Origin of the sequence: Vibrio minamisatsumaniensis (assembly GCF_050337445.1) — a bacterium.
In the GTDB taxonomy this organism is placed as follows: Bacteria; Pseudomonadota; Gammaproteobacteria; order Enterobacterales; family Vibrionaceae; genus Vibrio; species Vibrio artabrorum.
Genome location: NZ_JAKJSY010000025.1, coordinates 32,589 through 54,955, shown reverse-complemented (window position 1 = coordinate 54,955; position 22,367 = coordinate 32,589). Strand labels below are relative to the sequence as shown.

Annotated in this window: 19 protein-coding genes; 8 read left to right on the top strand and 11 right to left on the bottom strand. The window is 45.7% G+C overall.

Annotated features, from left to right (window positions below):
* Positions 1 to 406 precede the first annotated feature (406 nt).
* Positions 407 to 985, bottom strand: coding sequence for a sugar O-acetyltransferase (locus L4B77_RS07545; protein WP_429749521.1), 579 nt, complete (start codon positions 983 to 985; stop codon positions 407 to 409).
* Positions 986 to 1,146: 161 nt separating this feature from the next.
* On the bottom strand, positions 1,147 to 2,145 hold the full coding sequence (gene add, locus L4B77_RS07540; RefSeq protein ID WP_429749519.1) for an adenosine deaminase: 999 nt from the start codon (positions 2,143 to 2,145) through the stop codon (positions 1,147 to 1,149).
* 126 nt (positions 2,146 to 2,271) lie between these two features.
* Between add and L4B77_RS07535 the strand changes: the two genes are divergently transcribed.
* On the top strand, positions 2,272 to 3,207 hold the full coding sequence (locus tag L4B77_RS07535; protein ID WP_372040806.1) for a LysR family transcriptional regulator: 936 nt from the start codon (positions 2,272 to 2,274) through the stop codon (positions 3,205 to 3,207).
* A 169-nt stretch (positions 3,208 to 3,376) separates the two neighbouring features.
* On the opposite strand, the gene L4B77_RS07530 is transcribed toward L4B77_RS07535, so the two are convergent.
* The 6 genes from L4B77_RS07530 to L4B77_RS07505 form a co-directional block, all read right to left on the bottom strand.
* Entirely contained in the window at positions 3,377 to 4,003 is a 627-nt protein-coding gene (locus L4B77_RS07530; RefSeq protein WP_017068137.1) for a bifunctional 4-hydroxy-2-oxoglutarate aldolase/2-dehydro-3-deoxy-phosphogluconate aldolase, read from the bottom strand.
* A gap of 9 nt (positions 4,004 to 4,012) precedes the next feature.
* On the bottom strand, positions 4,013 to 5,005 hold the full coding sequence (locus L4B77_RS07525; RefSeq protein ID WP_429749516.1) for a sugar kinase: 993 nt from the start codon (positions 5,003 to 5,005) through the stop codon (positions 4,013 to 4,015).
* A 3-nt stretch (positions 5,006 to 5,008) separates the two neighbouring features.
* Positions 5,009 to 6,421 carry a glucuronate isomerase gene (gene uxaC, locus L4B77_RS07520; protein ID WP_429749514.1) on the bottom strand — a complete coding sequence of 471 codons (1,413 nt, stop codon included), beginning with the start codon at positions 6,419 to 6,421 and terminating at the stop codon, positions 5,009 to 5,011.
* Between the two features lie 12 nt (positions 6,422 to 6,433).
* A complete protein-coding gene (locus tag L4B77_RS07515; RefSeq protein WP_429749512.1) occupies positions 6,434 to 7,897 on the bottom strand; it encodes a fructuronate reductase in 1,464 nt (487 codons plus the stop codon).
* A gap of 96 nt (positions 7,898 to 7,993) precedes the next feature.
* A complete protein-coding gene (locus tag L4B77_RS07510) occupies positions 7,994 to 9,301 on the bottom strand; it encodes a TRAP transporter large permease (RefSeq protein WP_429749510.1) in 1,308 nt (435 codons plus the stop codon).
* A gap of 15 nt (positions 9,302 to 9,316) precedes the next feature.
* A complete protein-coding gene (locus L4B77_RS07505; protein ID WP_261840536.1) occupies positions 9,317 to 9,829 on the bottom strand; it encodes a TRAP transporter small permease in 513 nt (170 codons plus the stop codon).
* 295 nt (positions 9,830 to 10,124) lie between these two features.
* On the opposite strand from L4B77_RS07505, the gene L4B77_RS07500 reads away from it, so the two are divergent.
* The 3 genes from L4B77_RS07500 to uxuA all read left to right on the top strand — a co-directional run bounded on the left by L4B77_RS07500 (position 10,125) and on the right by uxuA (position 13,344).
* The gene (locus tag L4B77_RS07500) at positions 10,125 to 11,108 is read left to right on the top strand and encodes a TRAP transporter substrate-binding protein (RefSeq protein ID WP_261840537.1); all 984 of its coding nucleotides are present in this window, start codon (positions 10,125 to 10,127) and stop codon (positions 11,106 to 11,108) included.
* 107 nt (positions 11,109 to 11,215) lie between these two features.
* The gene (locus tag L4B77_RS07495) at positions 11,216 to 11,998 is read left to right on the top strand and encodes an FCD domain-containing protein (RefSeq protein WP_261840538.1); all 783 of its coding nucleotides are present in this window, start codon (positions 11,216 to 11,218) and stop codon (positions 11,996 to 11,998) included.
* Positions 11,999 to 12,156: 158 nt separating this feature from the next.
* On the top strand, positions 12,157 to 13,344 hold the full coding sequence (uxuA, locus tag L4B77_RS07490) for a mannonate dehydratase (RefSeq protein WP_372040817.1): 1,188 nt from the start codon (positions 12,157 to 12,159) through the stop codon (positions 13,342 to 13,344).
* Between the two features lie 100 nt (positions 13,345 to 13,444).
* Here the strand turns inward: uxuA and L4B77_RS07485 are convergent, their stop codons facing one another.
* Positions 13,445 to 14,218, bottom strand: a complete 774-nt coding sequence (locus L4B77_RS07485) for an AraC family transcriptional regulator (RefSeq protein WP_261840540.1) — start codon at positions 14,216 to 14,218, stop codon at positions 13,445 to 13,447.
* Positions 14,219 to 14,315: 97 nt separating this feature from the next.
* Between L4B77_RS07485 and L4B77_RS07480 the strand changes: the two genes are divergently transcribed.
* Positions 14,316 to 15,437 (top strand): multidrug effflux MFS transporter, encoded by a 1,122-nt coding sequence (locus tag L4B77_RS07480; protein WP_429749506.1) that lies wholly within the window; start codon positions 14,316 to 14,318, stop codon positions 15,435 to 15,437.
* A gap of 158 nt (positions 15,438 to 15,595) precedes the next feature.
* Here L4B77_RS07480 and L4B77_RS07475 read toward each other — a convergent pair whose 3' ends face one another.
* Entirely contained in the window at positions 15,596 to 16,606 is a 1,011-nt protein-coding gene (locus L4B77_RS07475) for a Gfo/Idh/MocA family protein (protein WP_429749504.1), read from the bottom strand.
* A 113-nt stretch (positions 16,607 to 16,719) separates the two neighbouring features.
* Complete coding sequence (locus L4B77_RS07470; protein WP_429749502.1) at positions 16,720 to 17,619, bottom strand: homocysteine S-methyltransferase family protein; 900 nt, start codon at positions 17,617 to 17,619, stop codon at positions 16,720 to 16,722.
* Positions 17,620 to 17,913: 294 nt separating this feature from the next.
* On the opposite strand from L4B77_RS07470, the gene L4B77_RS07465 reads away from it, so the two are divergent.
* The 3 genes from L4B77_RS07465 (at position 17,914) to L4B77_RS07455 (ending at position 22,291) form a co-directional block, all read left to right on the top strand.
* Positions 17,914 to 19,353: a 6-phospho-beta-glucosidase gene (locus L4B77_RS07465; RefSeq protein ID WP_429749500.1), complete on the top strand. Its 1,440-nt coding sequence runs from the start codon at positions 17,914 to 17,916 to the stop codon at positions 19,351 to 19,353.
* A gap of 99 nt (positions 19,354 to 19,452) precedes the next feature.
* Positions 19,453 to 20,451, top strand: a complete 999-nt coding sequence (locus L4B77_RS07460; protein WP_429749498.1) for a LacI family DNA-binding transcriptional regulator — start codon at positions 19,453 to 19,455, stop codon at positions 20,449 to 20,451.
* Positions 20,452 to 20,869: 418 nt separating this feature from the next.
* The gene (locus L4B77_RS07455) at positions 20,870 to 22,291 is read left to right on the top strand and encodes a peptide ABC transporter substrate-binding protein (protein ID WP_429749496.1); all 1,422 of its coding nucleotides are present in this window, start codon (positions 20,870 to 20,872) and stop codon (positions 22,289 to 22,291) included.
* Positions 22,292 to 22,367 lie beyond the last annotated feature (76 nt).

The window sequence follows — 22,367 nt, the reverse complement described above, 5'->3', positions numbered from 1 at the left end:
CTCTTCATCAGTATGGCGATGAGTATAATTGTTTTGATGTGTAAAATTAAGTTTATGGTGGTTTTTAGTAAAATTTTCTTTCGAGAGGCTGATTTATTAGGTGGGAGGTATCAAAAAATTGCACTTCGTAATTTAGTCTAGCTTGATATCACAAAATATTCGTAAGTGACTGGTATTTCATTGACTTAGTGACCAGTAAAAAGCTTGTTATAAGGAGTGAGGAAGTTGGTTAAATGGAGAGTGTTATTATTGAAGCACCATCAAATTATATACTAAATTTCAACGTTGCTCATATATTTTGGTTTCCATATATTGCTAGAGTCATAATTTTTGATGCCCAATAGTGGAGTAGATATGCTTCTGCGTATTTCTATTGTTATGCTCTGAGCATTGTACTCATTTTCAGTTAACGGTCGTCAGTTGGCTGTTCAGTATTCAAATATCTAATCAACTTCGCAGGCGTGCCGCCGTACAAGCAGTCTGGTGGTACATCACTGTTGACTACAGAGTTCGCTGCGATAACCGAGCGAGCGCCAATCGTTACGCCTTGGTTAATGACCGAGTTGCCACCAATCCAAACATCATCTTCGATTGTTATCGGTAGACAGAAAGTTTCCCATTTACGACGACTACGATAATCAAGAGAGTGTGATGGAGTATAGAATTGAACATTTGGCCCCACCAAAACATGGTTGCCAATTTTGATATTCGCGCCATCAAGCATTACCACGTTCATGTTGATAAAGGTGTCGTGACCGATTTCAATGGTTTTGCCAAACTCGCAATGAAAAGGAGGGCGAACAACGCTGCTGCCTACTTTACCAAACAGATTGGCTTGAAGGCTTGGTTGCTGAGTCTCGTCTGAACATTGATTGAAGTCTGACAGCGCCTTGCTGGCATGCGTGCGCATCTGGCTAATTTCATGGTCTGCACCATCAAAAATCTCGCCGGACAGCATTTTCTCGAGTTCTGTTTTCGTTTTCATTGCTTGCATCTCACTGGTCAATACAAGCATTAGAATACCGATAATTGGACATAAAAAAAGAGAAAAGCCTAAGCCTTTCTCTTCCTGTTTTATGTCTCTAAGTGAGCCTTGATTAACTTAACTTAACTTAACTTAATAAAGGAAAAGACAAGCTCTACAAATTAGATTTGTTCAACGAAACCCATTAGGTGCTGTTTCACTTCGTCTGAAGCAAAAGCGCTCTCTACCGAGTACTTGTAGATCTCTGCGTAGTCTTCTTGTGTTAGATCGAACGTTTCACATACACGCTTCACTTCGTTCGTCATGGTTGTGTTCGACACAGTGCGGTTGTCTGTGTTAATAGTCACAACGATGCCATCTTTCTTGAATTCAGCAATTGGGTGGTCGCTGAATTTGTGAATACATTTAGTTTGCACGTTACTTGTTGGGCAAGTTTCAAGCGCAACCTGCTTCTCTTTTACGATGTTGTATGCGTCTTCGTTACCTTGGATGTGAACACCGTGGCCGATACGCTCAGCGTCAAGCAGTGTGACTGCATCGTAAACGTTCTGACCATGCCATTGCTCACCAGCGTGAACCGTCACACGGTAGCCTTTTTCGATCGCGTATTGCGTGTACTCAGGGAATTCAGCACAGAAGCCCGGTTTTTCACCGCCAGCGATATCAAATGCAACCACGCCTTTACCTAGGTAAGGTTGGCCTGCGTCGATCACGTCTTTGATCGAATCTTTCGGGAACATACGCAGTACAGACATGATGTAGTTGCCCTTGATGTCGTATTTCTCTTCTGCACGCTTCATGCCTTTAACCGCACTTGCGATGATCGCATCAAGAGGCAAGCCCTTGTTTACGTGAAGAATCGGTGCAAAACGAACTTCTAGGTATTTAACGTTCTCTAGTGCTGCGTCTTCGTAAAGCTCAAAAGAAATACGCTCAATTGCTTCTTCCGTTTGCATCACTTGCAGTGGCAGGCTAAAGCAAGCTAGGTACTCATCAAGGTTTTTGCAATCTTCAGGCACTGTTAGAGACTTTATTACCGCTTCACGATCTTCTGGAAGTTCAATTCCGTACTGTTTCGCCAGATCAATAATGGTGTCTGGACGAACACTTCCGTCTAGGTGGCAGTGTAGATCAATCTTAGGGAGTGCTAGAAAGTTCATGAGTATTCCTTAGGTCTATTATTTTTTGAGTTATTAACTCATAGGTTACATGGGCTTAAATTAACAAGTTTGTGATATGATTTAAAGTGACATAAAGTCATCATTAATCTGAATCTAAGGAATATCATGGTAGATGTTAAGAGCTTACTCAAATGTGATATGAATTTACTGTTGTGTTTACATGTGTTGCTTGAAGAGCGCAGCGTGAGTAAAACGGCAGAGCGATTGTTCCTTAGCCAGTCCGCGGTGAGTAAACAACTCACTAAGCTGCGTTCTTTGTTTGATGACCCTTTGTTTGAACGTGAGTCAAAAGGCCTGTTTCCAACCCCGAAAGCGACCTCTTTAGCGCCTAAGATTCATCAGATCCTGCTGCAAGTTGAACAGCTAACCGTGCCGGACATCTTTGAGCCGAAAGACAGCGAACGCACTTTTAATATCGATCTTGTCGAAACCGCTTACACCGCTATTTACCCTAAATTTATGCCTAACGCGCTGGCAGATGCGCCGAACATTACGGTAAACAGCACGACTTGGAGTAGCGAAACCTTTAAGCGTTTACTAAAGCGTGAGGTCGATTTCGGGATTGGGATTTTTGAGCTCGATGAAAGGGCGAGTACCCACATTCAAAACATTCCGGCTGAACTGAACCATGTCGAGTTGCTGCAAGATTACTCTGTGTGTTTAATGCGCAATGATCACCCAGTACTTCAAGAAGAGTGGAACCTGCAAGCCTTCCTTAAATACCGTCATATTCAGTTAGTGACCGGTGGCGTTGGCGACTGGCTGCTACTGGAAATCTTGCAATCCAAACAGCTTCAAATTAACAAAGCCGCCAACGTGTCAGACATCACCAGCGCAGTAAAGCTGTGCAAACAAAGCGATTTGCTGATGTGTTATCCGTACAACTCGGTTCGTGACTATATTGAGAGTGGCGAACTGGTGATGAAGCCGATTCCCATTGAGTTGGTTCCCGGTGGTTTGTTTCTGCTTTGGCACCGTTACTTTGACTCTGAACCAAGCCACAAATGGCTTCGCGACCTGATCATAGAACAGACGCGATAAACAAGCGTACGGCAAGGTCCTTATCATTTTTATCCTAATCATAACTCGCTGATATTGATGAGAATAAATTTCACTGATGAAGGCTAATTGCCGGTGTTATCCCGTTTCCATCTTTAGCCTTTATGATTTAAGTGATATTGATTTTTAACAGAGATACCTTTGCATTACATTAATTGACTAACTTAACGGCTTCACGAGTTAAATGAGCCAGCTCTTCCCAATTGCCTTCTTCAATTAACTTCTTATCCACCATCCAAGTACCGCCACATGCGAGTACTCGAGGTATCGCGAGGTAGTCTTTAATGTTGTTTGGGTTAATGCCACCTGTCGGCATGATCTCAATATCCGTGTAAGGCGCAAGAAGTGACTTAACCATGTTGATGCCACCTGATGCTTCAGCTGGGAAGAATTTCAATGTGGTTAAGCCCATTTCTAATGCCGCTTCTACTGTACTCGGGTTGTTGACTCCAGGAATGATATCGATACCAATCTCTTGGCAGGCTCTTACCGTGTTTGGATTAAAGCCAGGAGAGACGACGAACGTAGCGCCCGCTTCTTTAGCCGCGATCGCTTGCTCACGATTGAGTACTGTGCCTGCGCCGATCAACATATCTGGTTGTGATTCACGAAGTAGACGAATCGCTTCGACAGCCGCTTCAGAACGGAACGTAATTTCTGCTGCAGGTAAACCATTTTCAGCTAACACTTTTCCCAGAGGGATGATGTCTTCAGCGTTGTCGATAGCGATCACAGGGATAACTTTCAGTGTTTTCAGTTGTTGTTTGATGTTAGACATTGGTATTCCTTAAATGGTTGTGAAGGCCGCTTGAGTGAGTTCTTTTGCAATAATGGCACCACGATGTTGGATAACGACGCCTGCCATGGTATTGCCACGCTGGCACGACGTTATTAAGTCTTCGCCCGCAAGGTAAGCAGATAAAAATCCGCCATTGAATGAGTCTCCTGCTGAGGTCGTATCAACGACATGCTCAACAGGTAGGGTCGGCACCGCCCGTGGAGCCGAAGCGGTACCAGAATCTGGATTTATGTCACTTTGAATAGTGGTATCTTGAATGAGACAGCCATCGGCACCCAGTTTGACGATGCATCGCTTAACCCCTAGCGCAGTTAGACGTTCGATAGTTTGTTCTGGAGAGCTATCTCCCCAAATTAACTGTTCATCATCGAATGTTACTAACGCTAAATCCGTCAATGTATACATGGCTTGGTAGCTGTTTTTGACGGTTTGGTTTTCGTCCTGTGGCCAAAGTGCAGGGCGGAAGTTACTGTCGAAGGCGATCTCAACGCCTTGTGTTTTCAACTCAACCAAGATGTTCAATAGCTTGATACGATCTTGCTCAGGCAGAATCGCTAATGTGATACCGCTGAGAAAGACCATATCGACATGACGCAGTGCCTGCTTTATCTGATTGAAATCTGGGTGCTGCAGTAGGTAGCGCGCAGCCGACTGATTTCTCCAATACAGAAAGGTACGTTCACCTGCGTCATCAAGCTGAATCAGGTATAGGCCTGGAGTTCGTTGGCTGTCTTGCAGAACAAGGTCGGTCGACACCCCTTCTTGTTGCCAGCGTTCTAGCATCCCTTTGCTAATTGGGTCTGCGCCTAAAGCGGTGACGTAGGACACTTTGATCTCATCTTGCTTGAGGTTGGCCTCGCAGCCGCGGCTTAAATAGACCGCAGCATTGAGTGTGTCTCCGCCAAACGTTTGATGCATTGAGCCGAACGGTTTGCCGTTCAGCTCGATCATGCACTCACCAATGATGGCGATATGTTTCATGGGTTACGCCCTCTCTTCGAAGTAGCGTTTTGCGTTACCAAAGCAGATGTCTTCGACCATAGGGCCAAGCAGTGACATGTCGTTTGGCACTTCGCCGTTTTCAGCCCAACGACCAAGCATGTCACACAGAATTCTGCGGAAGTATTCGTGGCGTGTGTACGACAAGAAGCTGCGAGAGTCAGTCAGCATGCCGACAAACTGGCTAAGCAGACCAAGTTGAGATAACTGTTCCATTTGGCGTTGCATGCCGTCTTTCTGATCGTTGAACCACCAGCCAGAACCAAACTGAACTTTGCCCGCGATGCCGCCCCCTTGGAAGTTACCAATCATGGTGGCCATCATCTCGTTATCGCGAGGGTTTAAGCAGTAAAGGATGGTGCGAGGCAGTTCATTGCTTTGATCCATCTCGTCTAACAGGTGAGCCAATTCGAAGGCAAACGTCTTGTCGCTGATCGAATCAAACCCTGCATCTGCGCCTAACCGTTGGAACATGCGTGTGTTGTTATTGCGCTGAGCACCAATGTGAAGCTGCATTACCCAACCCATTGCTGCGTATCGCTTGCCTAGCCACACTTGAACCGCGGTTGAAAACTGCGCACATTCTAGATCGGTGAGTGTTTCGCCATTGAGGCGTCGAGCTAACAGGGCATCCAAATCCGATTCTGATGGAATAGGTGCGTAGCGAACCACTTCAATACCGTGGTCTGCTGCACCGCAACCATGGTCGTTGAAATGCGCTAGGCGGCTGTCTAAAGCATTCAATAGATGATGGAAGCGAGTGATCTCAATGTCAGCAACCATGCCTAATTTTTGTAGGTAATCAGCAAAGCCATCAAGTTCAATTTTGAACGCTTTATCTGGGCGCCAGCTTGGTAGAACCTTCACATTAAATGAATTGTCTTGAGCGATCGCTTTATGGTGTTCAAGAGAATCAATAGGATCGTCTGTCGTACCTGCCATCACCACATTCATTTGCTTCATGATGCCGCGAGCACTAAATTCTGGTGTCGCTAATAGCTCGTTGCCTTCGTGCCAAATTTGGTCTGCGGTTTCTGGACCAAAGAGAGTGCCAGTCATGCCAAATGGACGGCGTAGTTCTAAATGAGTCCAGTGGTAAAGTGGGTTGCCCAAGGTTTGAGGGACGGTTCTAGCCCATGCCATGAACTTATCATAATCGCTTGCCCCTCCAGTAATCAGACGCTCATCAATCCCTGCTGAACGCATGCCACGCCATTTGTAGTGGTCACCTTCAAGCCAAATCTTAGACATGTTTTCGAACTGACGATCTTGAGCTACTTCTGCCGGGTTTAGGTGGCAGTGATAGTCATAAATCGGCTGGTGGCTTGCGTGTTCATGGTACAAACGGCGTGCAGTCTCATTCGACAGTAAAAAGTCTTCACATAAGAAATTCTTCATTGTTTGTACTCCTTATAACGCAGCCACGGTCGCAACAGCACCGTGTTGAATTAGTGATTGGTACGCTGAACTTACCGCATCAATGACCTGCGGATTTTGGCCTAGTTCGGCAGGGAAAATCGCTTCAACCGCAAGCAACGCCGGAACCACAGATACATTGAGTCCATGCTGGTCGCAGATCTGGCGAAGTGTATCTGCCATTGGATCGCGAACATCAATCTCGTTGCCTTGCTCATCAACGCCAGATACATAACGCATCCAGCCAGCGATAGCGGTTGCAAGCCACGAGAAATTTGAGCCTTGCTCTAAATGGAATCGTAAGCTGCCACCCATGCGTTGAGGGATCTTCTGGCTGCCATCCATCGCAATCTGCCACGTTTTATGTTTCAAACTTGGGTTAGTGAAGCGGTTGATCAGCAAGGTCGCGTAACCTTCTAAATCAGTCCCTTCAGGCATCGTTAACGACGGCGCTTGGGATTTCATCATCATGTCAAAAGCGGCTTTTCGATAGCCTGCATCCGTCATGGTGTCGGAAATATGGTCGTAACCACCGAGGTATCCCAGGTAAGCAAGGAAAGAGTGGCTGCCATTGAGCATGCGCAGTTTCATCTCTTCGTAAGGCACCACATCTTCGACGAACTCAGCGCCAACGATATTCCAATCTGGACGACCTGCCACAAAGTTATCTTCAATCACCCATTGGCGGAAGGGTTCACAGGCGATGCCACATGGGTCTTCACAACCAAGCAGCTCTGCAATTTCTGTCAGTGTTTCTTCTGTTGCTGCGGGTACGATGCGGTCAACCATGGTGCATGGGAAGGTGACATGGGTTTCAATCCAATCACGTAATTCTGGGTCGAGCAGTTGAGCGAACTCAATGATCGCTGCTTTTGCTACATGGCCGTTCTCTTGCACGTTGTCGCAAGACATGACCGTGAATGGAGAAAGGTTGCGGTCGCGGCGTATTTTTAGCGCTTGGACAATATAGCCAAGCGCCGATTTTGGTTGAGTTGGGTTAGCTAGGTCAGCGATGACTAATGGGTTATTTTTGTCGAGTTTTCCTGTCGCTGGATCAGCGCAGTAGCCTTTCTCTGTGATGGTCATAGAAACGATCGCCACTTGAGGTTCGGCCATTTTTTCTAATACGGATTCGATGCCATCTAGACTTGGGTGAAGAGATTCGGTTACTGAGCCGATTACTTTAACGTCGGTGGATTCAGCGCCTTTTTCAGCTACGGTGTAAAGATGGTCTTGCGTGCGAAGTGATTCAATTAGGTCTTCGCCGCCGAATAGGTTTATCTCACAAATGCCCCAATCAGTGTTGGTTTTGCTGAGCATTTCATTGGTGAATAGCGCTTGGTGCGCTCGGTGAAATGCACCGAAACCAAGGTGCACAATACGGCTTTGGAGTGCTGAACGGTCGTAGTCAGGTCGTAATACAGTGTTTGGCAGCGTAGAGTTAGCAACAGTCTTCATTATTCAGTTCCTTTTCCCGCCAGCGAACCCGCGGGATTTTATTATTTGATAAAGCGTTTGAGTGTTTAGCAGTCTTAGAGTGTCTCTGCGACCTAATTACGAACCGTAGCCCAGTACCAATTCAGGTAGGAATAAGCTCAGTTCAGGGATAAAAGTAACGGCCATTAGGGCTGCAATCAGTGCGGCATAGAATGGCAATAATGGTTTGATGACTTTGTCGATGGCAATGTTGGCAACCGAACAACCGATGAATAGAGCACTACCCACTGGCGGTGTACAGATACCGATAGCTAGGTTGAAGGTCATCATGATGCCGAAGTGAACAGGGTCGATGCCCAGGTCCAGCGCGATTGGCAAGAAGATTGGTGTGAAGATCAGTACCGCTGGTGTCATATCCATGAAGATCCCTACAATTAGCAGAATCACGTTGATAATCAATAGGATCATTAGTGGACTATCAGAGACGGCAAGGAGTGCATCGGCAATCATGTAAGGTACATCGGCGTTTGCCATTGCCCAAGACATCCCCATGGATGCACCGACTAATAGTAGAACAATAGATGTCGTTACTGCAGACTCAAGGATGATCTTTGGAATATCGCACCATTTCACTTCACGGTAGATAAGTACAGCGAGAACGAAGGTGTATACCACGGCAATTGCCGATGCCTCTGTCGCAGTAAAGATACCACCAATGATGCCACCCATGATGATACCGATCAGTGCTAGAGATGGCGCCGCTTTTAAAAAGGTATCCCGAACCAATGACATTGACGGGCGTTCTGCGATTGGGTAACCACGACGTTTCGCAATAATGCCGGCCACAATCATGATACTTAGCCCCATAATGAGACCAGGGATGTAGCCCGCTAAGAATAATGCCGCGATTGAAGTACCACCTGAAACCAAAGAAAAAACGATCAGCGTGTTACTTGGCGGAATCAATAGACCAGTAGGACACGAAGTAATGTTTACCGCAGCAGAGAAGTTTTCGTCGTAGCCGTCTTTCTTTTGCAGAGGAGACATGGTGCCACCCACTGCAGCCGCCGATGCAACTGCTGAGCCTGAGATTGACCCAAACATCATGTTTGCCATCACGTTTACGTGTGCCAATGAACCCGGCAGACGCCCCCCTAACACTTTCGCGAAGTTGATCAGGCGCAGCGCGATGCCGCCTTGGTTCATGATGTTGCCTGCCAAAATAAAGAACGGGATTGCTAATAGTGCGAAGTTATCAAGTCCTGCCGCCATACGTTGGGCGACTACCGCAATCGCAGGCTCCAGCGGTAAGCTCATTAAAATTGTTGCTAATGACGATAAACCAATCGCAAAAGAGACCGGTACACCGATTGTAAGCAGTACAGCGAAACTACCGAATAAAGTCAGTATTACTTGCCATTCCATTGTGAAATCCTTCTATCAATCAAGTTGAGATTCGGTGACTAGGTCGTCGCCAGATATTAATTTTTGAACGCGTTCGTAGGTAAATACGAGCGAGTAAAAAATCATCAAAGCACCACTGATAGGCAAGCAGAAATAGATGTAACCCATTTCTAAACCTAGAGCGGGTGTTAGTTGCCCCATGGCGAGTGTTTTAGCCGCTAGCTGGCTTCCACCGTGAACCAGAACAATATAAGAGAAGGTTGCAATCGCGATTTGAATAACGATTTCGTTAATGAGCTTACGTTTACCCGTTAACTTCATCGTCAGTAGGTCAATAGCTAGGTGGCGTTTAAGACCTGTCGTGTAGGCAGCGCCGATTAAAGCAACCCACATAAAGAGGTAACGAGCGAGCTCGTCGGTAACGGTACTTGGTTTACCAATGACATAGCGGGACAACACCTGCCAGATCACGCACAGCACTAAAAAAGACGAAAGAGACACAGTAAAGGCGGCCAACCCTTTATTTATATAACTGACCAATTTATTCATTTTTATTTCCTTTCACTAAGTTGCGCATCTCGCAAGAATTGGTTTACCAATGCAAGGGGGTTATTTTTATGTAGGTAGGTATGTTCCAAAATCTGGCTGAATAATAAGGCATTCAATCAATAGTAAGCGTGATCTAATTCACAAATGACTTTGGTTGACCAATTTGTGGGTTTTTATTGTGATATTGGTCAATCAATTTCATTTTTAGCTTTGACGGTTTCTTTTTTGACCCTCAATATGACCTCATAACAAAAAACACCCTACATATTGGATAACCAATCCACGGAGAATAAGAATGAAGATGCGTAAAATTTTGATTAGTGCGGTTGTCGGCGCAGCGTTCACTTTTGGATCAACGGCCTCTGCTTATGCAGTGACAACATTGAAACTGAGCCATAACCACCCTCGCGACCATGCGGTACACAAAGCGATGACGTTTATGGCGAAAGAAGTACGTGAATTGACGGATGGTGAGGTGCGCATTCGTATTTACCCTGATGCTCAACTGGGCACACAGCGTGAATCAATGGAGTTAATGCAAAATGGTGCATTAGATATGGTGAAAAGTAATGCTGCTGAATTAGAAGCTTTTTCTCCTGCTTACTCAGCATTCAACATGCCTTACTTATTCCGCGATCAAGCACACTACTACAGTGTGACTGATGGTGAAGTAGGCCGTGACATTCTCAACTCTTCTCGTGACAGTGGCTTTATTGGTGTGACGTATTATGACGCAGGTGCGCGTAGCTTTTATACGAATAAACCTATTAACAAACCTGAAGACCTGAAAGGTTTGAAAGTTCGTGTTCAGCCAAGCCCATCAGCGATTGCGATGGTGAAAGCACTCGGTGGTAACCCAACGCCGTTGGCTTACGGTGAGTTGTACACAGCACTGCAGCAAGGTGTCGTAGATGCGGCTGAAAATAACATTCCTTCATTCAGCTTGAGCCGTCACAGTGAAGTGTCTAAATACTTCAGTTTAGACGAGCATACGATGGTGCCTGATGTGTTGGTTATCTCAACGAAATCATATGATAAATTGACGAAAGAACAACAAGATGCATTGATGAAAGCGGCAAGTGATTCGTCTGAATTGATGAAAAAACTGTGGGCTGAGTCGGAAGCAAAAGAGCGCGCCAAAGCCGAGAAAATGGGTGTTACTTTTGTGGAGCCAGACAAGGCTGCGTTCGCACTCGCGGTTCAACCAATGTATGACGAGCTAGAGAAAACGAACCCAGAATTGAGTGCACTGATTGATCGTATTCAGTCTGTTGAATAACGAGCAAATATATAAAAAAGCGTAATACAAAAACAAGGTGTTACTGCATTTTAGGATATAGAGGTTGACCAATTATATTTGGTCATTATGATGGCGAGAGAAATACAATGGAAAAAAGTGACAATATCATCATGATGCCTTTCGAGCCGAAAAGACCTTATCAGGAGATAGGGTTAGTACTAAGAAGAGAACTGATTGAAGGCCTGTATAAGGTCGGAGACAGGTTGCCTCCAGAACGCGATATTGCTGTTCGTTTAGATGTAAGCCGCACAGTGGTGCGTGAAGCGATCATTATGCTGGAGCTCGAAAACTTAGTTGAGGTGAAAAAAGGGTCGGGTGTTTATGTCCTGAATATTCCAACTCATTCTCGCGAGAATGTGGTCAGTGACGACGCTGGTCCATTCGAGATGCTGCAGGCCCGTCAATTACTGGAAAGTAATATCGCGGAGTTTGCGGCAACTCAGGTTACTCCGGGCGACATCGTTAAGATGCGCTCTGCACTCGAACTCGAGCGCGAAGAGCTTGCAAGCGGCACCACCGATTGCAGCGGAGATGAAAGATTTCACATGTGTATTGCAGAGGCCACTCAAAACTCTGTGTTGGTAGATATGTTGAAACAATCCTGGGATCGACGTGAAAAGAGTCCAATGTGGAATAAACTCCACTCTCACATCAGTGGTCAAGATTACCGTGAAGAATGGTTAGATGATCATGCTCGAATCCTCGCCGCCTTACAGCGCAAAGACCCTGTCGCTGCTAAGAACGCAATGTGGCAACACCTTGAGAATGTTAAACAGCGTTTGTTAGCGCTGTCAGACATTGATGACCCAAACTTTGATGGTTACTTATTTAGCTCCAATCCAGTGGTGCTGCTTAGCTCAGAAAGCTAATTCATTCACTAGGTTGTTGATAGGTAATCGTCTTTAGACCGGCGTAGACCGGTGCTATCTCGGGCAGTAATTGTCATTGCTGCCATTAAGAAGTCGTTATTGCATTTAGCTTGATTAATTCGAGTCGGCTAAGTGCGTCTTAAAGAAAGGTAAGTCTCATGGAACAAACGTGGCGTTGGTACGGCCCTAATGATCAAGTTTCGCTAGACGATATTCGTCAAGCGGGCGCAACTGGTATTGTGAATGCACTGCACCATATTCCTAATGGTGAAGTTTGGACAAAAGAAGAAATCCTTAAGCGTAAAGCCATTATCGAAGAGAAAGGTTTAACGTGGTCGGTTGTAGAAAGCGTGCCGGTGCACGAAGAGATCAAAACTCAAACGGGTAACTACCAGCAGTGGATTGATAACTATAAGCAAACTCTGTCTAATCTTGCTGAGTGTGGCATCGATACGGTTTGTTATAACTTCATGCCCGTGTTGGATTGGACGCGTACTGATTTAGAGTTTGAAATGCCTGATGGCTCGCGCGCACTGCGTTTTGACCAAATTGCGTTTGCGGCATTTGAGCTGCATATCTTAAAACGTCCAGGTGCAGAGTCAGACTATTCAGAGTCAGAGCAAGCGCAAGCGTTGGATTACTTCAACAACATGACGCCAGAGCAAATTCAGCAACTGACCAACAACATCATCGCGGGTTTGCCGGGCGCTGAAGAAGGCTACACACTTGAAGCGTTTCAAGCACAGCTGGATCGCTATGCGGGAATCGATAAAGACAAGCTACGTGAGCACATGTCTTACTTCCTCGAGGAGGTGATGCCTATCTGTGATGCGAATGGCTTGAAGATGGCGGTTCACCCAGACGATCCACCGCGTCCGATTCTAGGCTTGCCTCGCATCGTTTCAACGATCGAAGACATTGATTGGTTGACCGAACATGTACCAAGCAAGATGAATGGCTTGACGATGTGTACAGGGTCATACGGTGTTCGTGGTGACAATGATCTGGTTAATATGATCAAAAAGCACGGTGACCGAATTTACTTTACGCACCTGCGTTCAACTAAGCGTGAAGAGAGTAACCCAATGACATTCCATGAAGCTGCGCACCTAGATGGTGATGTGGACATGTACAACGTTGTAATGGCCATTTTGGATGAAGAAAATCGTCGTGCAGAAGTGGGCGATCACCGCTTAATTCCAATGCGTCCGGATCACGGTCATCAAATGCTGGATGACCTGAAGAAAACCACTAACCCAGGTTATTCGGCGATCGGTCGATTGAAAGGCTTGGCTGAAGTTCGTGGTTTAGAGATGGCATTGAAACGCGCTTTCTACACCAAATAACGACGGCATCTCGCTTTAAAATACGCCTAAAAACCAGAACTCATGTTCTGGTTTTTTTGTATCTGAGCTCAGTAAAACTTAAGCGTTTGGATAACAACAATCATGCTGCTAACTTGGTAAACGCCAACGGAGTTTGCCCGGTTTGCTGTTTGAAAAAGGCGATAAACGCACTGTTGGATGAGAATTCTAGCCGATGAGCTACGTCACCGACTTGTCGGTTTTCTGAGAGCAGTTCAATTGCTTTAAACAAGCGCCATTGCTGACGCCACTCTTGATAAGTCATGCCTGTTTCGGCTTTGAATAATCGAGTAATCGTCTTGGTGCTTGCGCCAACTGAGTTCGCTAATGTCGACAGGGCTGGGGCAAGAAAGGAAGCGGTTCGGACTCGTTTGCAAAAGCTTTTAAAGCGGCGATCTGTCGGTAGCGGCAAGATAAACGAGTGTTGGTTAGCGCTGTAAAACTCTTCCCAAAATAGATTGGCGGTATTGGTGGTTTGCTCGCGGGCAATGCCCCAATCCCAGAAAGCCATCTTATTGATCAGGGCTTTTAAAAGCTCATTCACTTCCACAATTTCAATCGCTTCTGGGCCGGTGTAAATACTGCTATCAAAATAGAGCGACCGGTAAGCCACCACATTGGTCATCTGCGCGCGATGCTTGGTATAGGGCGGGATCCACACGGCTTTGGTCGGCGGCAAAATACAAATGGCGTTTTCCAAGGTCAAGGTGATGCAGCCCCGCGGCGCATACAGCAGCTGTCCTTTTACGTGCTGATGTATTCCTGAATCATGCTGACCGAGCTCTGCAGCAATCCCTATTACGGGCGCAGGCAAGCTGTCTGCATCAAACTTAATGGTCTCGTTGATTAATGCCATTTGTCCCAATCTTGTTGTTTTTGGTTTTAATGTTGTTAACGAACCAAGGTTAGTTTCCCCTAGACTCCTCGTCAAGTTCACTGGTCTTGGAAAAATGATGAAAACAAAACCGTCTTTATGGCAAATGGTGCTATTGCTGATGTTCCCTCAAATTGCAGAAACCATCTATAGCCCGGCTCTGGATTCAATATCGACATTCTTTGCTGTGAGTTACGCACAAGCGGCGCAAACCCTCTCGATCTACTTCTCAGCGTTTGCGCTCGGTGTGGTGGTATGGGGCATATTGGCAGACAGATGGGGGCGTCGGCCAACCCTATTATTGGGCTTGGGGTTATTCGCGTGTTCTGCGCTGATCGCAATGCAAACCAATAGTTTTGCTTGGTTGATGATAGCCAGAGCCATGGGCGCTTTCGGGCTTGCGGTGGGCTCGGTGGTGACACAAACCATGCTGCGCGATGCCTTTAGCGGTACTGAACTGGCCAAGGTGTTTGGTTACATGGGAATGGGGCTGTCGATTAGCCCAATCATCGGCCTGCTTCTTGGCGGTCAATTAAGCCAAGCGGGCGGGCATCAATATGTGTTTATTGCCTTGTTTATTATGGTGTTAGTGCTGTTGGCACACAGCCTATGGTCATTGCCTGAAACGCAACAATCTAGGCAGCCATTGCCGTTAAAGTCACTCAGTATTCACATGGTCAAAGATAGCGATATATGGATGTCTGCGTTGTTGGTCGCGTCGTTCAATATTGCGCTGTTTTCCTATTATCAATTGGGTTCATTTGCCTTCATTCAACTTGGATTTAGCGTCGAGCAGTTTGGCTACAGCGGCATTGTACTTGGGTTCGGGACCCTGTTAGGAAGTTTGGTGAACAAGACATTATTGAAGCGACAAGTGTCTTCAATGTCTTTGATTGGTATCGCGGCAGGGCTTCAAACACTAGGTGCAGTGGGTGTCTATTTTTCACAACACTCAATATGGTTTTTACTTCCGATGATGCTGGTGGTCATGGCGTTTGGTATTGCGATTCCCAATGTGTTGAGTCGCGCATTAGTTCGCTACCAATCTCAAGCGGGAAGTGCAGGCGCACTGTTTGGTTTGATGTACTACACCTTGATCGGCTCTGGACTCGCTTTAGCGGGAATGATTCAAGATTTAGGGGTGGTGTTGGTACTTTGCGGCGCTTTGTCTGTGTTGGTGACGATACGCAGTCGACTTTAGCTTAAACGCTAAGTCTCTCATCTGTATTGATAAATTCCGTGTCTTTTTTGGCGCGGAATTTATCATTGCTTAGTTCGTAAATGTGGATATTGACAGGGGTAATCGCAGTTATTGACTACGATTGGTATTCGGTATTGAGGTTGCCCAGTGTGCTTTTCCTAACCTCGAGGTTGAGTTAAATGTGGATAGCCAGAGCCAATCAGTGCTTTTTCCACCGTGTCGAGAACACGAGAGGTTATCTCTGAGCTTAGGATATTCGATTCAGTTTTGCCTTGAAGCACCAACTCTGAAAAGTGGTCGATTTCAAACTCGAATCCATTGCCTTTCACACGGTAGTTGATGGTCGACTTGTTACCTTGATGTTCAATCTCAATAAAGGCCGGATTCCACCATTTTTCGTGAATGGTGATTTTGGTTTCGGGTCCACTTAAGTGTGCTGTTCGGGGAAGGTTCTGCACCGTTGATGCCGATATCTTACCGTTCACCTCACCAGAGAAGGTAAAGCACGCATCGGTATCAACGTTTGCCCCCTCATACAGGCATGACATCTCTACCTGTGGTTTTGAAGGGTTTACACCCAGCGTTCGACACAGGTCGTAGAAGAACCAAAGCCCATAGACGCCAACATCAAGCGTTGCTCCGCCTGACAAGTCTGGATTGAAGATAAACAAATCGGGCTCATAGTCGTGCTGGTTACCAAAGCTGGCTTCGATAGTATCTATCTCAATGTTGTTGTCGACCAAGAATGATTGAAACTCACGATACGCAGGAAACACCACGGTTTTCATCGCTTCTAACAGCATCACGCCATTTTGTTTCGCGAGAGCTTTCATCTCAAGCCAGTCAGCAAGGTTGGTAAAAGCCGGCTTCTCAACCAATACATGTTTTTTATTCTTTAGAAATAGTTCTGCGAGTGGCTGGTGGTATGGATGAACGGTGGCGATGTAAACCGCTTCTACTGTTGGGTCATTCGCCATCTCTTGATAAGAACCATAAGCTTTGTCGCAAGCAAACTTGTTGGCGAACGTGGCTGCGCGGAAGTGATCTCTTGCGGCAACGGCATACAGTTCTCCATGCATACAGTGCTCTGTGACTGCCGTTGCGAATCGATTGGCGATATTGCCTAGCCCTGCGATGCCCCATTTAATTTTGCGTTGCGTGTTGCTCATCAGTTGCTCCAAATCGTTGTTTTGTATCAGTGTGCTCAGAGACACCACTTACAAATAGAGAACAGATCCCTCAACCTGTTCTCTATTTATTTTATTCTAGTTGAAGCTCGGGATCAGCTCTGTATGGAGCGTTTCCAATCGGCTAGGGCTTGAATGTGTTTTGGCCCGATGCCACAACAGCCACCGATAATATTCGCGCCCAGTGCGTGCCAACGTTTAGCGTAAGTTAAGTAACCTTGACCATCCAACTCCCGCATCTCTTGAAACATGTCATTCGCTTCATGTTCGCTACTGATAGGTGCAAAGTTGTTAGCGTAGACACCAATTTCTAAATCGCTGCCTAGCTCCTCGATCACTTTCTTAGCATCGATAATGGCTTGGTCCATCACTTCAGGTACTGAGCAGTTAAACATAATGCCTGTCGCGTTTGATTGGCAGCCAAGTTTGATGGCGTCTGTTACGCTCTCGCCAGAACGAATATTGGCAGAATCGCCCTTGGTATCTTCCAAACTGAATGCGTAGTAACACGGCTTATCTGACTGCTTAAGTACCGCATGAATGGAATCGAATTCTTGCAGGCTGCAGATGGTTTCCGCTATCCAAAGATCGATGTTTGGATCCTGGGCATCGTAAAGCGTTTGAATGATTGGCGCTGCCTCTTCTACCTTGAACAAGTCTGGTCGGTAGCTGCCAAATGGCGGTGGAATCGCGCCCGCCACTTTCACGGTGTGAGAAGCATTGTCAGCAACTGCTTTAGCCAGCTCACCAGACAGTGCGGCTAGTTCAAAGCCTCGTTGCTCGAACAGCTCTTCACCCAAATGAAAAGGCACACAGGCGTAGCTATTGGTGATCAGGATTTCAGCTCCGGCATCGACAAAGTTTTGATGCGCTTGGCTAACAAAGTCGGGTGCTTCAATCAGCGCTTGAGCACTCCAAAGTGGTTGAGAAAATGGCGCGCCAATTTCTTTGAGTTCTCGGCCCATGCCGCCATCAAGTATGGTGAGTGTTTTCATATTCAATACTATCTAAACAATTGCTGAAGTTCTGCCGCCACCATATCAGACAACGTTTGAAGACAGAAGCCATCAAGACTCTGTGTTATCGAGAATGAAATTGGGTGTCAAAACTCCAAGTTAAACCGGTACAGCAATTTTTAATGGATCGATATTTCGATCAAAAAAGATCGTTTAACTATTGCTGAAACCGGTTTCAATCTGTATCTTTGCTTTTATTGAAATCGGTTTCAGAGTTGCAATAAGCACTCTAATCCTGATCTTTTTCACGAATAACTTGTAGCGAGTAATGGTATGAACAACGAATTTCCGAACGATTTTTTATGGGGTGGTGCGGTTGCAGCACACCAACTAGAAGGTGGCTGGGATGCGAATGGTAAAGGCGTCAGTGTTGTTGATGTATTAACAGCGGGTGCTCATGGTGTACAACGTCGAATCACCGATGGTGTGATTGATGGCGAAAACTACCCCAACCAAGTGGCTGTTGATTTCTACCACCGTTACAAAGAAGACATTAAGTTATTCGCTGAGATGGGCTTTAAGTGTTTCCGTACCAGTATCGCGTGGACGCGTATTTTCCCAAATGGTGACGAATCAGAACCGTGTGAAGCGGGTTTAGCGTTTTACGATGATCTGTTTGACGAGCTGTTGAAATACAATATTCAGCCGGTGGTAACACTGAGCCACTTTGAAATGCCTTACCATCTAGCTAACGAATATGGCGGCTGGATGAACCGAAAAGTGATCGACTTCTTCGTTAAGTATTCAACTACAGTGATGGAGCGATACCAGCACAAAGTGAAATACTGGATGACGTTTAACGAGATCAACAACCAGATGAACACTTCGGCAGACATTTTCGGTTGGTTATGCTCTGGCGTGAAGTTCCCACAATGTGAAAAGCCGCAAGAAGCCATGTATCAAGCGGTTCACCACCAGTTTGTGGCCAGTGCTTTGGTGGTTAAGAAAGGTCATGAGATCAATCCAGATCTTCAAATCGGCGCAATGTGTGCGATGGTGCCTTTCTATCCTCGTTCTTCAAAGCCAGAAGACATCATGGTGGCGCAGCAAGCGATGCGTGACCGTTATTTCTTCTCGGATGTCATGGTGCGTGGTCGTTACCCAAATTACGCTAAGCGTGATTGGGCAATCAAAGGCTTCAACATTGAGATGCAGCCCGAAGATGAGCAGATCCTAAAAGAAGGTAAGGCGGATTACTTAGGCTTTAGCTACTACATGTCAAATACCTTGGATTCTTCTTCGCATCAGTCAACTGAAGAAGCGATGGACGGCGGTCATGAAAACTCGGTCGATAACCCGTTTATTCAGTCTAGCGATTGGGGCTGGCCGATTGATCCAACCGGTTTACGTTTCTGTTTAGCGTCTCTGTATGAACGTTATGAAGTGCCATTGTTCATCGTTGAGAACGGTTTTGGCGCTGTAGATACCATTGAAGAAGATGGCAGCATTCATGACGACTACCGCATCGCTTACCTTAGCGACCACATCAAAGAGATGAAAAAATCCGTTGCGATTGATGGTGTTGATTTGATGGGGTATACCCCTTGGGGCTGTATCGATTTAGTGTCGTTCACCACCGGTGAGATGAAAAAACGTTACGGATTCATCTATGTAGATAAGCATAACGATCAATCTGGCTCACTAGAGCGCAAGCGTAAGAAGTCGTTCGAGTGGTATAAAGGCGTGATTGCATCTAACGGTGCCACTATTTAGAATGCATTTCCCAGCGCAGTTATGTGAACTGTGAGCTGTCATTTTGCAATGAATTAGTCGGCCTATGTCGGCTAATTTTTTATAAAGGAAAAGAAGCAAATGGTAACCATGCTTGATGTCGCAAACCGCGCAGGCGTCTCTAAATCGACCGTTTCTCGTGTCTTAAATGGTAAGAACATCGTGCGCCCAGACGTGGTGAAAAAGGTCTTTGATGCGATTCAAGAAACAGGTTATCGACCGAATTTGTTGGCCCAGCAATTAGCGACCAAGAAGACCAATTTCATCGGCTTTGTTATCACCAATGAGTTGTTTAATGGCCCTTATTTCTCTTCCTTGATGTATCACGCGGCCTCTTATAGCGAAAAGTCGAATCACCAGTTGGTGATCACCGATGGAAAACACAGCGCTGAAGACGAAAGAAAGGCGATCAACTTCCTGTTAGATATGAAGTGCGCGGGCATCATCATCTATCCACAGTGCTTAACCGAAAGTGAGATAGCAAAGATCATCGAAAGCACTGACACACCGATTCTGGTGCTCAACCGAGAAATGCCGTCGAAGCCCAATCATGCCATTACCACCGACCATTATCAGAGCGCTTGTTTGATGGTTGAACACATCATTGAGCAAGGTCATACAGACATTGCAGTGATTCGAGGTAAAGCCGGTTCTTCGACCGACAAGCTGCGTTACCAAGCCTATCAAGATGTGTTAACTAAACAGGGTATGGTATTGGATGAGTCCAAAGTTGTTCAAGGTGATTGGACGATGGAGAGCGGTTATCTTGCGGCTCAGGCTTTGGCAAAAAGCAAAGCAACATTCACCGCTATCTTGTCTGAAAACGATGACATGGCGATTGGTGCGATTAAGGCGTTAACCGAACTTGGGTACTCATTGCCTCAAGATGTTTCGATCGTCGGCTTTGATAACAGCAAAGTGGGGGCGTTTTTAACGCCAAGCTTAACGTCTGTCAGTGTGCCATTAGAGCAAATGACGCAAAAAGCGATTCTAAAAATCGTCGGTGAAACCGAGCAAGCGACCACCATCAAAACCACTGGCAGTTTGGTGTTGCGTGATTCGATAGCGAAGCTAAATTAGCACTGTTCGAATGTCATATTTCTTCTACAAAAAGTGACCAGTTGCGCATCTCTTAAACCAAGCGCAAACACTTCTTATCCACCTTATATCGAGGTGCGATATTGGATACAGAAGATAGTTTGTATAAAGCATCTCATTATAAGTTATAGACTTTGGTTACTTCTCTTTAAAACCATGTTTTATATAATGGTTTTAATTGTTCTTAGAATCTAGCCCACTAATGAAAATATCTACACTCTTTAAGATAAGCAGTCTTACGTTGGCTTTTGCTTGGTCAACCTCAAATGTAGCTGCGGAATTACCTGCTAATACTCAATTAGCAGCAAAACAACATCTAGTCCGTGGTAATTTTGATGAGCCACCCTCTTTTGATCCCGCCTTTTCGTCAACAGGAGCAAGTTCCTCGATCGTGAATGACATGTTTGAAGGGCTTGTGACTCAAGATCTTAACGGTAATATTGTACCTGCTCTTGCTACCCACTGGGATATTTCAAATAATGGACTCACTTATACCTTCCATCTGCGTGAAGGTATTAAATGGTCTGATGGGACGCCTATCACAGCACACGACTTTGAATTTGAGCTTAAGCGTGTTATCGACCCTAGTACGGGGGCGCCTTATGCTTGGTATTATGAGGCGGCTCATATTAAAAACGCAGCCGAAATTATCCAAGGTAAGCTTCCTGCGGAACAGCTAGGTGTCAAGGCTCTTAATGATAACACCCTAGAACTGACGTTAGATAAAGCGATCCCATACTTTACTTCCATGCTGATCCACGAAAGTCTATTCGCGGCACCAGAGCATGTGATTAAGAAGTACGGAACACAGTGGACAAGACCTGAGAACATTGTGGTAAGTTCCGCCTTTAAAATGACAGAGCACGTTGTTAATGAGCTTGTTGAGGCTGTTCGTAACCCGCTATATTGGAATAATGAAAAAACCGTTATTAACAAGGTTACCTACTTAGCTCTTTCTGATGCAAAATCGGAATACAATCGCTTCCAAACTGGCGAGATAAGCATGACAGGGCATATTCCTGTTGGCATGGTACAAAAAATCAAACAAGAGGCGCCAGAGACATTAGTCATTGCCCCTAAGGTAGCGGAATATTTCATTGGATTTAACGCCACAAAACCGCCATTTAACGATGCTCGTTTGCGTAAAGCTATTGGCTACAGTATCGATCGTGAAATCATCGCTCATCAAATCTTCCATAAAGACTTTGGTGTTGCCTTTAGCTTTGTACCTCCAGCAACGGCTAATTACAGCCAGCCAGAAACGCCTTGGGGTCAGTTAACCCAACAACAACGCGAACAAAAAGCTCGAGAGTTATATAAAGAGGCTGGATATGATAGCCAACACCCACTTGAAATTACCTTTGAATATGCAAGTGATAGTGAGCTAGATAAGTTGGCCAATGCCGTTGCTGCTATGCTGAAAAAGAATTTAGGTGTACATATGTCTTTGCACAAACAAGACGTGAAAGCCTTTATTGCTAAGCGACGCTCTGGTGACTTTGATATCCTTAGCTATCAATGGGGAGGGGATTACAATGAAGCCTCAACTTTCTTAGACATGTTTGCTAAGGGTGGCTATAACCCAGGTAAATGGTCTAACGCTGAATACGATCGCATTATTGCAAAAGCTAAGACCACCGCGAGTCTTACTGAGCGTAATAAGCTCTACCATCAAGGTGAATCGATTCTGATGCAAGAAATGCCAGCGACACCGATCTACTTTGAGACTAAAGCTATCCTTAAGCAGCCGAATCTTGGTGGGTATTCAATAACCAGTCCTCTGCATATTCGCTACTCAAGAGATATGTATTTTACTCAATAGTCGGTATAGCGATATACGATTCTGTCCCAAAATTTAGTACGCGATTTGGGATGTGGTTGCCGTAGGTAACCGGTGT

Bases quoted from the DNA above. Each gene is read 5' to 3' on its own strand.
- L4B77_RS07545 (WP_429749521.1), bottom strand. From the start codon at position 985: ATGAAAACGAAAACAGAACTCGAGAAAATGCTGTCCGGCGAGATTTTT.
- add (WP_429749519.1), bottom strand. From the start codon at position 2,145: ATGAACTTTCTAGCACTCCCTAAGATTGATCTACACTGCCACCTAGAC.
- L4B77_RS07535 (WP_372040806.1), top strand. From the start codon at position 2,272: ATGGTAGATGTTAAGAGCTTACTCAAATGTGATATGAATTTACTGTTG.
- L4B77_RS07530 (WP_017068137.1), bottom strand. From the start codon at position 4,003: ATGTCTAACATCAAACAACAACTGAAAACACTGAAAGTTATCCCTGTG.
- L4B77_RS07525 (WP_429749516.1), bottom strand. From the start codon at position 5,005: ATGAAACATATCGCCATCATTGGTGAGTGCATGATCGAGCTGAACGGC.
- uxaC (WP_429749514.1), bottom strand. From the start codon at position 6,421: ATGAAGAATTTCTTATGTGAAGACTTTTTACTGTCGAATGAGACTGCA.
- L4B77_RS07515 (WP_429749512.1), bottom strand. From the start codon at position 7,897: ATGAAGACTGTTGCTAACTCTACGCTGCCAAACACTGTATTACGACCT.
- L4B77_RS07510 (WP_429749510.1), bottom strand. From the start codon at position 9,301: ATGGAATGGCAAGTAATACTGACTTTATTCGGTAGTTTCGCTGTACTG.
- L4B77_RS07505 (WP_261840536.1), bottom strand. From the start codon at position 9,829: ATGAATAAATTGGTCAGTTATATAAATAAAGGGTTGGCCGCCTTTACT.
- L4B77_RS07500 (WP_261840537.1), top strand. From the start codon at position 10,125: ATGAAGATGCGTAAAATTTTGATTAGTGCGGTTGTCGGCGCAGCGTTC.
- L4B77_RS07495 (WP_261840538.1), top strand. From the start codon at position 11,216: ATGGAAAAAAGTGACAATATCATCATGATGCCTTTCGAGCCGAAAAGA.
- uxuA (WP_372040817.1), top strand. From the start codon at position 12,157: ATGGAACAAACGTGGCGTTGGTACGGCCCTAATGATCAAGTTTCGCTA.
- L4B77_RS07485 (WP_261840540.1), bottom strand. From the start codon at position 14,218: ATGGCATTAATCAACGAGACCATTAAGTTTGATGCAGACAGCTTGCCT.
- L4B77_RS07480 (WP_429749506.1), top strand. From the start codon at position 14,316: ATGAAAACAAAACCGTCTTTATGGCAAATGGTGCTATTGCTGATGTTC.
- L4B77_RS07475 (WP_429749504.1), bottom strand. From the start codon at position 16,606: ATGAGCAACACGCAACGCAAAATTAAATGGGGCATCGCAGGGCTAGGC.
- L4B77_RS07470 (WP_429749502.1), bottom strand. From the start codon at position 17,619: ATGAAAACACTCACCATACTTGATGGCGGCATGGGCCGAGAACTCAAA.
- L4B77_RS07465 (WP_429749500.1), top strand. From the start codon at position 17,914: ATGAACAACGAATTTCCGAACGATTTTTTATGGGGTGGTGCGGTTGCA.
- L4B77_RS07460 (WP_429749498.1), top strand. From the start codon at position 19,453: ATGGTAACCATGCTTGATGTCGCAAACCGCGCAGGCGTCTCTAAATCG.
- L4B77_RS07455 (WP_429749496.1), top strand. From the start codon at position 20,870: ATGTTTGAAGGGCTTGTGACTCAAGATCTTAACGGTAATATTGTACCT.